Here is a 12,810-nt window from a genome sequence, read left to right as displayed (position 1 = left end):
ATTTACTGTCATAAAATCATTATTATTTTCGATGGTTAAATTTCAATTGATAAGATTGAAATTACTGCCATTAATTACTGAGATTTAAATAAAACTGCCAGGCGGATTTAGATTCTACGGGCTTGCCAAAAAGCTTTTTTCCAGTAAGCATTATTCATAGATGAACGAGTAACACCTTTATGGGTTGATGCATGAATAAACTGGTTATTGGCATCATAAATGCCAACATGTAACCCATGTTCGCCACTACCTGTTCTGAAAAAGACCAAATCACCTGGCATTAAATCGCTTCTATCAATACGGGCCCCTAACTTTATTTGCCCACCAGTAGTACGAGGTAATTGAATATCAAACCGGTCACTGAAAGTACGGTAAACAAAACCAGAACAATCTACCCCCCGACGATCCATTCCACCATAATGATATGGCGTACCACGCCATTGATTAAGCTGCTCCTTAAGTTGAGCAATCACCATGATTGAATCAGAAAGCGCCGTTTTTAACGCGGGAGCCGGAGTCTTGGGGGCATGACTGGAACAGCCAATAAGTAACAGGCTGAGCAATAAGAGTAACTCTTTTATTTTTATTCTTATTCTTATTCTTATTCTTATTCTTATTATCATTAACCCCTCCTCATAAAATCAGCAAAGCAAGATAACTCTATCCGGCACTCGATAAAAAAACAAGACTGTACTTCAAGTAAAACAGCTAAATATTCTTCATTCTGGGCGGCTAATCAACCAGATACCATACAAAATAAAAATCACACCCGCAGTTTTCAATAATGTGATGGTTTCATTAAACCAAGGCAATGAAGCCGCCATTAAATAGACAAATACATAACTTAAACTTATTAACGGATAGGCTTTATTTAATGGCAAATATTTTAGCGTAAATAGCCAACACAGCATAGATAATAGATATCCAGCCAAGCCAGCCATTACCATCACCAGAGAATGACGATGGCTCCATAGCCACTCAATATCAAGCCAATGCAAACCAAGATTCAATGCTGGTAAATTGACAACACCCCATTTCAGTAATAACTGGGCTATTGTCACCAGTAATACACTAACTAATCCCCAAATATAACCTTTCATTCATTCAAGCTCATCAGCAAAATTCCCAACATGATAAACACAACCCCGCGCCAATGTTTTCTGCCTGCTTTTTCCTGATAGAAAATTTTCCCTGCCAAAGTGACCATAATAAAATTTATACTCAACATTGGATAAGCAATTCCTAACGGCAATATCTGTAATAAACGGAGCCAAAATAACATTCCTACAGCTAATAGAATCACAGCTCCTATCAACCATTTCAGCGCAGGCGCCCGCTGATAAACATCACTCTGCCAACATATCACAGCCTGTTTCTGACATAACTGACCAGCACATGTCAGTAAGCTAACCAGCAACAATAAAGCGAAACTTATCATGGCCGCTTCTCATAAACCAAAATAGCAAAGCGATAATTGCGATTAACTTGATCTGCCTTTGGCAAATCAGGCAATTTCTCATTTTTACATAAATGAAAGAGTACTGATACCCGCCCTTCTTTACGCGCTTTTTCTAACCATTGCGGAAAATCTTTATAGCTGATATATCGATATCGGCTATCTGGATAATTCAACCCATATTCCAGCTCTCCCCAATTCTCAAGCATATAAATATCGCTACGCTTCATCTCCCAAGCTACAGTGGTTGCAAGACCAACACTTTCCGATAGAATATAGCGACTATCTGCAAGTTCCTGATGATGTAACTTAATAAAACTCTGCGGTAATTTGGAATTAACGGTATTCTCAGGCAAAGCATTACCTATCACTGAACTGACGACAATGGAACAAAATGCGGCACATAACCAATATTTCCCATTCAGCGCAAAACATAGATAACCAATAATTCCCCAAATACCAAAAGCAACAATCGCTAAAACCCATTTAGACCATTCTGATGGCTGATATAAAGAATGTTCTGTTACTGCTTCCATAGCAAATAGAATCATTACCGCCAGCAAACCAAGAAATACGTTAATCATTCCATTGATTTTCAGTAATTTCATTTTGCCATCTCTTACGCAATCGACACCAAATTTAGCCATCATCATTGCCAATGGCGCCATACAGGGCAGGATATAAGTTGGTAATTTTCCCTTCGCAATACTGAAAAATAACAATGGCACGACAAACCAGCAAAGCAGAAAAAACATTTCAGGATTGGATTTTCTCTCTTTCCAACTTTTCATCACCGCCCCGGGTAATAATCCTAACCACGGAATCACGCCAAGAATAAGGATCGGTATGTAATACCAGAATGGCGCAATATGCTGTGCATCATCGGAAGAAAAACGCTTAATATGCTCAACCCAGAAGAAATAGTGCCAATAGTCAGGCTCACGTTGGGCAATGGCAATCACCCACGGTAAACTAATTGCTACCGCCGAAATAATAGCAAGTGGGCCAAAGTATATTATTTGCAGAACCCGCTTCTGATAAATGGCAATGGGCAACATAGCAATGACTGGAACGGCCAATGCCAGAAACCCTTTGGTCATAAACCCCATACCACAGCATAAACCAAGTGCCAGATATGCCATAATCCGCTGTTTGGTACAATCGGCTTTTAACGCCCAGAAGCCAGATATCATGGCAGCCGTTATCCATAAAGAAAACATCGGATCGAGTACGCTATAAGTGCCAATGGCCAATACCAGAAACATTGAGATGTAAATAAGGCTGGCGGCAAAAGCAATATGCCGGTTATGCCACATCATCATAGCAAGTCGATATAATAAAATTGTGCTGATAAAAATACAGAAAACCGATCCAAAACGGACCGCAAAATTATTATCACCAAAAATCCATTGGCTAATATTATTAATCCAATAACCCGCTACTGGCTTTTCAAAATAACGAATATCCAGCAAATACGGAACAATCCAATCCCCTCGTTGCAGCATTTCTCGGCTAATTTCCGCGTAACGGGTTTCATCAGGCTGCCATAGCAGACGGCCATTAAGGGGTAATAAGTAGGTAAGGATAAAAAAAAGAGCCATCAAAAAGGCCCCCACTCTACACGCCCGGTTATTTAACATAGATAAGTTAAACCTCTTGTTGGCATCCTAACCATCCTTCTCTACCGGGAAATTCAGAACGAATAATTCTCCCGACAGGAAGTCGCTGTATATTTTCAGGCAGCAGATGACTCAATGCACAAAATTGTATGTTTTCCTGATGAACCATTTCCAACAGCGTTGCAAATTCTGTGGACTTGGACATCCCTTCAACTTCCGTATGGATGGTATATACCGGAACTCCCTGGCTGTTTTTTATCTTATCAAGGATAAACTGGTTAAAATCTTCATCTTTAACCTGAATTCCTATCACTTCGTCATAAGTTGGCAGCGTCACCGGAATTTGCACAGTACCAAGAGTACCATCAGGCAAAATGGGCCTGAATGGATGAGTTCCCCGGCAATCGCTGTTGTAATCAAATCCAAACTGTTGCTTTACCGCGAGTACGCGTTCATCCGCCCGCCAACCCGCAACAGCAGAACAAGTTACCCGTTGACCAATTGCCTGTACCAATGCATCCACCCCCAGTTTAACCTGCTCTGTTAACTGAGTTTCAGACCAACGGCCAACTTTCGCCTGCCAACGCTGATGATCCCAGGCATGCAGGCCCACTTCATGGCCTGCATCCAGAGTTTGCCTCATCAGGTAGCCTAAATCTTTAGCAATCTTCTTACCCGGCCATGCCGTTCCCGCCAGTAAAATATCAAGACCATACAGAGACGCCGCATTTGACCTCAACATTTTCCATAAGAATTTTGGCCGTAAAAGACGCCACAAATGGCGCCCCATATTATCCGGCCCAACACTAAAGAAAAAACTGGCCTGAATTTGGTGTTTTGCCAAAATTTTGAGCAATTGCGGCACCCCTTCAACGGTTCCTCGATAGGTATCCACATCAACTCTCAAGCCAACTTGTTTCATTAATTTTTCCCTAATTCTTCCACGGCGCCACGCAAGAAGAAATCCAGTGTTTCATCTATCGTCTGTTTCATATCAATGGTTGGCTTCCAACCTAGTAACCGCTCCGCGTTTTTAATACTTGGCTTACGGTGTTCAACATCCTGATAACCTTTACCGTAGTAACTACCACTTTCAATCTTTTTAAATCCAGCAAATGGAGGAAAATGATCTCTCAATTCATGGTTTTCAAAGCTATCAAGTAATATTTCCGCTAATTGGCGAATACTGGCTTCATTAGTTGGATTACCAATATTGATAATTTGACCGTCACATAACCCATCTCGGTTTTCAATAATACGGAATAGCGCCTCAATACCATCATTAATATCAGTAAAACAGCGTTTCTGTTCGCCGCCATCTACTAGTTTGATTGGTGAACCTTCAACTAAGTTCAATATTAATTGTGTGATTGCTCTGGAACTGCCAATACGTGCGGAGTTCAAATTATCCAAACGTGGCCCCATCCAGTTAAATGGACGAAATAGGGTGAATTTAAGCCCTTCTTTCTCACCATATGCCCAGATAACACGATCCAACAACTGTTTGGATACAGAGTAGATCCAACGTTGTTTGTTGATCGGGCCAACAATCAGACGAGAGTCATCTTCATCAAATTCTTTATCATCACACATTCCATAAACTTCTGATGTGGATGGGAAAATAATTCGTTTATTATATTTAACACAATAACGAACAATCTTTAGATTCTCTTCAAAATCCAATTCAAATACACGCAGCGGATTACGGGTATATTCAATTGGAGTCGCAATGGCGACTAATGGCAAAACAACATCACACTTTTTAATGTGATATTCGATCCATTCAGTATGGATATTGACATCACCTTCGATGAAGTGAAAACGCGGATTGCCAATAAAACGCTCAATGGCGGAAGAACCGATATCCATACCATAAATATCATAGTTGCCATCACGTAATAGACGTTCTGTCAAATGATTACCGATAAAGCCATTTACACCGAGAATTAATACACGTTTCCGGTGGCTAATTTGAGCGGTTGCCTTTGGACCAACACGGACATCAGCCACAATGCTCATATCCACTGCCAAGCGGTGGCCCTGAACATACAAACCCAATTCACTTTGCCCATTGATAATTTCCAACGCACCTTCTCCACAGGCAATAATTAACGGATCTACCGATAATACCGTTCCGGGCTGTTTATCATGAGTCTCATTCAGCGGGGAAGCGCGCCAGATAGTAATCTTCCGCTCACCCAAGAAAGTAAATGCCCCTGGATATGGCTCAGTCACTGCTCTGACAAGATTGTTAATTTCAGTGGCTGATTTGCGCCAGTCAATCTCCCCATCCTCCGCAGTACGACGCCCAAAGTAAGTTGCCTGACTTTCATCTTGAGGTATAGCTGGATAAGTTCCCGCTTTGATCTGGGGTAATACTTGATTAAGCAGTTTTTCCGCTGCTTCACGAATTTTACCGTGCAAAGTCAACGCGGTATCTGTCTCTGCAATAGCAACCTTGTGTTGAGCAATAATATCCCCAGCATCAGGTTTCAACACCATTTTATGCAGGGTGACTCCTGTTTCCACTTCACCATTTAAAATCGCCCAGTTAATCGGGGCACGACCACGGTATTTTGGCAACAGTGAACCATGCAAATTAAATGCGCCTGTGCCCGCCAGCGATAAAATATCTTCGCTCAACATATCTCGGTAATAAAAAGAGAAAATCACATCGGGTTTCAGTTCCCGAATACGTTCAATCCAAAGTGGATGGTTAACATTCTCTGGCGCAAAAACCGGCAGTGCCAAATCTGCACTTAAACGGGCAACAGAAGAGAAAAAATGGTTTTCATTAGGATCATCTGTATGGGTAAATACCGCCTGAATATCAAAACCGGCTTTAGTTAAAGCATTGATCCCGACACAGCCGATATCATGATAGGCAAATACAATTGCTTTCATTTAGTACTCTTCCTGGTTGTTGTTGGTCTTTTTATTTCCGACCACTTTTTGAATAAAATAACGTGGGCGTGCACGAACATCGTTATAGATACGGCCTATGTATTCACCTAATAAGCCCATCGCGACAAACTGCGCGCCAATAAACATGAAAAGGATGGCAAATAGAGTAAATACCCCTTCTGCTGCCCATATGGCACCGAAAATCAGACGTAAAACCACCAATAATACAGCCAGCAAAAAACCAGAAACTGCAATCACACTGCCGACTACACTCAGCAAACGCAAAGGCGCGGTTGTCAGGCAAGTTAGTAAGTCATACATCAGATTAATCAGCTTCATAAAGCTATATTTGGAATCACCAAATTCACGCTCTGCATGAGCGACATCAATCTCAATGGTTTTACGGGCAAACGTGTTTGCCAGTATAGGAATAAAGGTGCTGCGTTCATGGCACTGCAACATAGCTTCAACAATATGGCGACGATAGGCACGGAGCATACAGCCATAATCTCCCATAGAACGACCTGTTGCCTTAGTAATCATAGCGTTGATGATTTTTGAAGCTGTTTTACGGAACAGAGAATCCTGCCGATTAGCCCGGCGAGTACCCACAACGTCATAACCTTGTTCAGCCGTTTTAACAAGACGAGGGATCTCTTCTGGCGGATTCTGCAAATCGGCATCGAGCGTAATAATTAAATCGCCATTGACCTGATTAAACCCCGCCATAATCGCTGAATGCTGGCCATAATTACGATTAAGTAAAATTGCGATAATATGATTTTCAGGTTGTTCCGCGGCCTGAATCAGAATTTCCGCCGATTTATCACTACTGCCATCATCAACAAGAATAAGCTCATATTCCTGAGTCAATTGTTTACAGGCTGCTAAGGTTCTTTCCAATAAAAGAGGCAAACTTTCTTCTTCGTTATAAACCGGAATAACAACAGAAACTTTTTTAATTTGTTCAAATAACACTTATCTGTGCTCCGAAATAATTTCTTGTAAAGCATCAATAACATAATCCACATCGTCATCACTCATATCAGGAAAGAGCGGCAACGAACAAAGTGTTGCTGAATTCCATTCTGATTCGGGTAATGACAATTTCGGATACCGATCACGATAATATTTTTGTGTATGCGCCGCTCTGAAATGCAACCCTGTACCAATATTTTTCTCTTTCAAACGTTCCATTAACGTATCGCGATCAATGCCGCAAACGTCCTTATCAACCCGCACCATAAATAGATGATGTGCATGCATATGTTCATAATCAGGCACACTTAACATCTGCAAAGGCGAATCTTTTAATGCCGTTGAATAACGGGCGACAATTTGCCGACGGCGAATATTCATTGATTCCAATTTACTTAATTGCACAACAGCAATCGCAGCATGAATATCAGATAAATTATATTTGTAACCCGGTTCTACAACTTCCGCCTGTGGTCTCCTGCCTTGAATCTGACGATCAAAAGCATCAATACCCAATCCATGAAACTTTAGACATCGAATTCGTTCAACAAGTTCATTATTATCAGTAGCAATTAACCCCCCTTCTGCACAAGTGGCATTTTTTATGGCATGAAAAGAGAAAATCGCTGTGCCATGCTCACCAATCCATTCACTCTGATAACGGGTTCCTAATGCATGAGCTGCGTCTTCAATCAATGGAATACCCGCTTCCTGAGCAATCCCACGCAATGCGTCTAAATCACAAGGCGCACCGGCATAGTGAACCGGAATAATCGCTTTGGTTCTGGCAGTAATCGCCTTTTTCACTGCCTGCGCATCGACCATTAATGTATGACGATCAACATCAATCATGATCGGTTCAGCACCAAGCAAACAGATCATATTTATTGTGGAAACCCAAGTTTGAGACGGTGTAATCACTTCGTCACCGGGGCCAATCCCCAGCGCCATGAGTGTCAGATGCATACCCGCCGTCGCTGAAGCCAATGCAACCGCGTGTTTGCAGCCAAACATACGGCAAAAGTCCTGTTCCAATTGATGATTTTGCGGGCCCGTGGTAATCCAACCCGAACGAAGAACCTTCTCTACTGCCTGAACTTCTTCATCACCTATCGCAGGACGAGAAAATGGAAGAAAGCCACCCATAAAACACAGTCCAATTCATTCATAACATAACGATATATTAGATGACTATATTTGAACGAATCGTAAACACAGGTATGATTTAGCAAATTAAGTGGAAATTACTATAAATCCACGATACGTACAGATTCACGGTAGGCACATACGGCTGGGCTGTAATTATGGTAAGAAAACCCGCCAATATTTATCTGTGCTTTCTGGCACACATTTGATATCAGCAGCAAAAACTTTAGAGAGCGTATTTTCTTTCATTACCTCATCCGGTTTTCCACTCGCAATCAGCGATCCATTAGCAAGCAACCAGACCCGATCAGCTTTACCATAGCTATGATTTAGATCATGACCACTCATAACTACGGTTCCACCGAGTTCACAAAATTTTTTTATCAACAGATCAAGTGCCGCGACCTGAGTAATATCAAGATTATTCGTAGGCTCATCCAAGAGCAATAATTTGCCTTCCGAATTGATTGTTGGCCAGACTTGCAAAAAAACCCCGGTTAATCGCACCCTTTGCCATTCACCACCAGATAAATTGCCCACAGGTGTTTCCAGAAGTTTTCCCAACTTAAAAAAGGAGCAAAGTTCTGACAACACGCTGTCACAATTAACAAGATGGGCAGCTAAGTACAGTTGCAGATATTGAAAAACCGGCATTATTGGCACAGAAGAAATTTGCTGGCTAAGCCATGCTCTGTGCCGTGCTAACTGGCAATGACTATATTGACTAAGACACTTTTGTTGCAAATTGATTGCACCGCTATAGGGTAAAATACCGGCCATACAGGCCAGTAATGTGCTTTTCCCTGAACCATTCGGCCCAATGAGATGTACCTGTTCACCTTGTTGCACCAACGCTGTCAGCGGCATTAATCGGTTTCGTACTGATACTTGATTGAGAGCCATCAACTGATTGGTCACTTTCACATTGTCCACTTTCTTAACCCCAGTCTCTGACTCTCAATAATAACCAAATGAATACTGGCGCACCCAATGTTGCCGTCACAACGCCAATCGGCACTTCTGCATTATTCAAGCTAAGGCGAGAAAATAAATCAGCCAACAATAATCCACAACCGCCGGATAGTACACAAGCAGGCAGTAGCATTTTATAATCTGTCAGACCGCATAAGCGCAAAATATGTGGAATTACTAAACCAATAAAGCTGATTGTTCCAGCAAGTGCAACACTTAACCCAACCAATAACCCAACAGCAAATACAAATAAATTACGCCAATAATAAAGCGAGATACCCAACTGTTGAGCCTGTGTTTCTCCCAGTGAAAGAAAATTAAGTACTTTTCCTTGCCTGCTCAACCAAATGATCAAAGGAAACAAAGCAACGACCAACCATTGCTGCCGCCAGTCTATGCCACTGAAACTTCCCATCATCCAATACATTAGCTGACGCAAGTCCAGGCTAGTGCTGAAATAAACCATCCAAGTCATTAACGCACCAGAGACGACGCCAAAAGCAACCCCTACCAACAATAAACGGGCATTATTCAAATAACGCTTTCTTGAAAAAGTCAGCAATATCATTGTGACTGTCAGCGCTCCGAGCACAGCGCTAATACTTAATAACCAGAATGGCGCAATACCATGAAACATCAACACCAAAAACACGACTACCACACCAGCACCATTACTGACCCCCAATAGCCCAGGTTCCGCCAACGGATTTTCAAATAGCGCCTGCATTACGGCACCCGCCACAGTCAAGCTTGCACCTACAGCAACTACAGCTAATACACGAGGAAAACGCAACTGCCACACAAACAACTGACCGGTTTCAGAAAACCATTTATCAGGCCAGATCCAATTTTCTCCGGCACAGAGTGAGAGAAAAAAAATTAATAGAAATAAACAAATGAGGATTGCCAGAAAGCGATAATCACGCTTTTTCTGACGAGTCACTAATTCAGTGATGGAGTAAGTGGGCTGCATGGTACATCGAACTCATGAGGGCAGATTCGTTTAAGAAAAAGGCCGCGATTGATGCGGCCTTTTTGATTATTCTTTAGGTGTGGCTTTCTCAACCCTGCTTTTTAACTTCTGACCAGGACGGAATGTCACTACTCGGCGAGCTGTAATCGGAATGTCCTCACCAGTCTTAGGATTACGCCCCGGACGTTGGTTTTTATCCCGTAAATCAAAGTTGCCAAATCCAGACAATTTTACCTGCTCACCATTCTCCAAAGAACGACGCACTTCTTCAAAGAATAATTCAACCAGATCTTTAGCATCACGTTTGCTAATTCCCAGTTTCTCAAACAGATTTTCTGACATTTCAGCTTTAGTAAGCGCCATAAGTTCAGTCCCTCAAGGATGCTTGGAATCGCTGTTTCAGCACTGCAACACATTTATTAATTGTCGCAGCAATCTCTTCTTCTTCCAGTGTACGCGCGGTATCCTGCAAGATAAAACTTATAGCAAGGCTCTTATGACCCTCTGCTACACCTTTACCACAATACACGTCAAACAAGTTTATGCCAACTATATGATTTACGCCAACTTTTTTGCACTCAGCCAAAACATCTTCTACAGCAACATTTTCAGGTACTACGATCGCAATATCACGACGGTTTGACGGGAAACGTGAAATCTCTTTCGCATCAGGAACCATGCGACTTGCCAGCTTATTCCAAAGTACTTCGAATACTACGGTGCGACCATTTAAGTCAAGTTTACGTTCCAATTCTGGGTGAATTACACCAATATATCCGATGTATTCATTTTCCAAATAAATCCCTGCGCTTTGACCTGGGTGCAACGCCAGATTTACATCTGCCCTAAAAGAAATCTTAGATAATTTTCCGGTTAACTCCAGAACAGCTTCCAAATCGCCTTTCATATCGAAGAAATCAACAGACTGTTTTTCCAGTGACCAGTGTTCTTCAAAACGATTACCGGTAATAACTCCCCCTAACATCAGCTCCTGACGAATGCCCTGCTCCGCATTTTCATCAGGAACAAAACGCAAGCCAGTTTCAAACAAGCGCACACGGTTTTGCTGGCGGTTCTGGTTATATACCACCGTTGTTAGCAAACCTGTCAGTAGAGATAAACGCATTGCTGACATATCTGCTGAAATTGGGTTAGGCAGCATCAACGCTTGTTGCTGTGGATGTAACAGTGCCTGAATTTTGGGATCAACAAAGCTATAAGTAATCGCTTCTTGATAACCTCTATCAACAAGCATCGTTTTAACACGTTGCAGGGAAAGATCCGCTTCACGATGTTTTTTCATGATAAGATCTGCACGCATCGGTACATCTGGAATATTGTTGTAACCGTAGATACGGGCAACTTCTTCCACCAGATCTGCTTCCAACTCCATATCAAAACGCCAGCTTGGCGCAACCGCTTGCCAGCAATTTTCCTGAATAGTAACCTTGCAACCTAAACGGGTCAAAATGTCACCAACCTGTTCATCAGGTATATAGTGACCAATCAAACGATCCAGTTTTTCACGACGTAATGTGATTGTCGCAGGCTGTGGCAATTGAGATTCATCAGTAACATCAATAATCGGACCGGCTTCACCACCACAAACATCAATCAACAGTTGAGTCGCTCTCTCTATTGCTTTGTGTTGCAACTGAGGATCAACGCCACGTTCATAACGGTGAGAAGCATCAGTGTGTAAACCATAGCGACGAGCACGGCCAGCAATCGCTAAAGGGGCAAAAAATGCGCACTCAAGTAAGATATTTTGCGTCTCTTCATTCACACCTGAATGTTCACCGCCAAAAATACCTGCCATTGCAACAGCTTGTTTTTCATCAGAAATAACTAGCGTATCAGTAGAAAGGTTGGCTTCTGTACCATCCAGCAGCACCAATTTTTCATCCTGCTTCGCCATACGTACAGTGATTGAGCCATTCAGACGTTGCAAATCAAACGCATGCAACGGTTGGCCTAATTCAAGCAATACATAGTTAGTCACATCGACAATCGGGTCGATGGAACGGATACCACCACGACGTAATTTTTCACGCATCCACTGTGGTGTCACTGCTTTCACGTTAATGTTTTTAATTACCCGTCCCAGATAACGTGGGCAAGCTTCTGTTGCTTCAACACGAATAGGGAAAACAGCATCTGTTGTCGGTTTTACTGCTTCAATTTGTGGCTCAGTTAATGGCATTTTATTAGCAACCGCCACATCACGCGCAACCCCGATAATACTCAGGCAGTCAGCGCGATTAGGCGTAATGCTGATTTCAATGACTTTATCATCCAGCTTCAGATATTCACGCAGATCAACACCTAAAGGAGCATCCATTGGCAATTCAATAATACCGTCGTGATCCTCAGAAATACCCAGTTCAGAAAAAGAACATAGCATCCCTTCAGAAGGCTCGCCTCGCAGTTTTGCCGCCTTGATTTTGAAATCACCCGGTAGTACAGCACCCACGGTTGCTACTGCAACTTTCAATCCCAAGCGGCAATTTGGCGCACCGCAAACAATGTCCAGCAGTCGTTCACCGCCTACATTTACTTTTGTTACCCGTAGCTTATCTGCATTTGGATGCTGAGCACATTGAACAACTTCACCGACAATCACACCATGAAATTGACCGGCAACGGCTTCAATGCCATCAACTTCCAGACCTATCATGGTAATTTGATCAGATAATGTTTCACTGCTGATGGCTGGATTTACCCATTCGCGTAACCAGAGTTCACTGAATTTCATGAGATAT

12 protein-coding genes are annotated in these 12,810 nt (G+C 42.3%); all 12 read right to left on the bottom strand.

What is annotated here, in order from left to right:
- Positions 1-107: 107 nt before the first annotated feature.
- Positions 108-623, bottom strand: a complete 516-nt coding sequence (locus EAE90_RS15765; RefSeq protein ID WP_214054263.1) for a C40 family peptidase — start codon at positions 621-623, stop codon at positions 108-110.
- Positions 624-719: 96 nt separating this feature from the next.
- Positions 720-1,100 carry a 4-amino-4-deoxy-L-arabinose-phosphoundecaprenol flippase subunit ArnF gene (gene arnF, locus EAE90_RS15760; RefSeq protein WP_214054262.1) on the bottom strand — a complete coding sequence of 127 codons (381 nt, stop codon included), beginning with the start codon at positions 1,098-1,100 and terminating at the stop codon, positions 720-722.
- Entirely contained in the window at positions 1,097-1,438 is a 342-nt protein-coding gene (gene arnE, locus EAE90_RS15755) for a 4-amino-4-deoxy-L-arabinose-phosphoundecaprenol flippase subunit ArnE (protein ID WP_214054261.1), read from the bottom strand. The genes arnF and arnE overlap by 4 nt, the downstream gene beginning before the upstream one ends.
- Positions 1,435-3,096, bottom strand: a complete 1,662-nt coding sequence (arnT, locus tag EAE90_RS15750; RefSeq protein ID WP_214054260.1) for a lipid IV(A) 4-amino-4-deoxy-L-arabinosyltransferase — start codon at positions 3,094-3,096, stop codon at positions 1,435-1,437. The genes arnE and arnT overlap by 4 nt, the downstream gene beginning before the upstream one ends.
- A gap of 7 nt (positions 3,097-3,103) precedes the next feature.
- Positions 3,104-3,997, bottom strand: coding sequence for a 4-deoxy-4-formamido-L-arabinose-phosphoundecaprenol deformylase (gene arnD / locus EAE90_RS15745; RefSeq protein WP_214054259.1), 894 nt, complete (start codon positions 3,995-3,997; stop codon positions 3,104-3,106).
- Positions 3,997-5,979, bottom strand: a complete 1,983-nt coding sequence (arnA, locus tag EAE90_RS15740; protein ID WP_214054258.1) for a bifunctional UDP-4-amino-4-deoxy-L-arabinose formyltransferase/UDP-glucuronic acid oxidase ArnA — start codon at positions 5,977-5,979, stop codon at positions 3,997-3,999. The genes arnD and arnA overlap by 1 nt, the downstream gene beginning before the upstream one ends.
- Positions 5,980-6,957 (bottom strand): undecaprenyl-phosphate 4-deoxy-4-formamido-L-arabinose transferase, encoded by a 978-nt coding sequence (gene arnC / locus EAE90_RS15735; protein ID WP_214054257.1) that lies wholly within the window; start codon positions 6,955-6,957, stop codon positions 5,980-5,982.
- Positions 6,958-8,103 carry a UDP-4-amino-4-deoxy-L-arabinose aminotransferase gene (gene arnB, locus EAE90_RS15730; RefSeq protein ID WP_214054256.1) on the bottom strand — a complete coding sequence of 382 codons (1,146 nt, stop codon included), beginning with the start codon at positions 8,101-8,103 and terminating at the stop codon, positions 6,958-6,960.
- A gap of 156 nt (positions 8,104-8,259) precedes the next feature.
- Positions 8,260-9,006, bottom strand: coding sequence for a vitamin B12 ABC transporter ATP-binding protein BtuD (gene btuD, locus EAE90_RS15725; protein ID WP_214054299.1), 747 nt, complete (start codon positions 9,004-9,006; stop codon positions 8,260-8,262).
- Positions 9,007-9,040: 34 nt separating this feature from the next.
- Positions 9,041-10,048: a vitamin B12 ABC transporter permease BtuC gene (btuC, locus tag EAE90_RS15720; RefSeq protein WP_214054255.1), complete on the bottom strand. Its 1,008-nt coding sequence runs from the start codon at positions 10,046-10,048 to the stop codon at positions 9,041-9,043.
- Positions 10,049-10,114: 66 nt separating this feature from the next.
- Positions 10,115-10,411 carry an integration host factor subunit alpha gene (ihfA, locus tag EAE90_RS15715; protein WP_011146885.1) on the bottom strand — a complete coding sequence of 99 codons (297 nt, stop codon included), beginning with the start codon at positions 10,409-10,411 and terminating at the stop codon, positions 10,115-10,117.
- A gap of 4 nt (positions 10,412-10,415) precedes the next feature.
- Positions 10,416-12,803, bottom strand: coding sequence for a phenylalanine--tRNA ligase subunit beta (gene pheT / locus EAE90_RS15710; RefSeq protein ID WP_214054254.1), 2,388 nt, complete (start codon positions 12,801-12,803; stop codon positions 10,416-10,418).
- Positions 12,804-12,810: the final 7 nt, after the last annotated feature.

The sequence above is a fragment of the Photorhabdus caribbeanensis genome (assembly GCF_018448885.1).
Taxonomy (GTDB): Bacteria; Pseudomonadota; Gammaproteobacteria; order Enterobacterales; family Enterobacteriaceae; genus Photorhabdus; species Photorhabdus caribbeanensis.
Note: the sequence above shows the minus strand (reverse complement) of the source record. Positions and strands in the feature narration are given on the sequence as shown.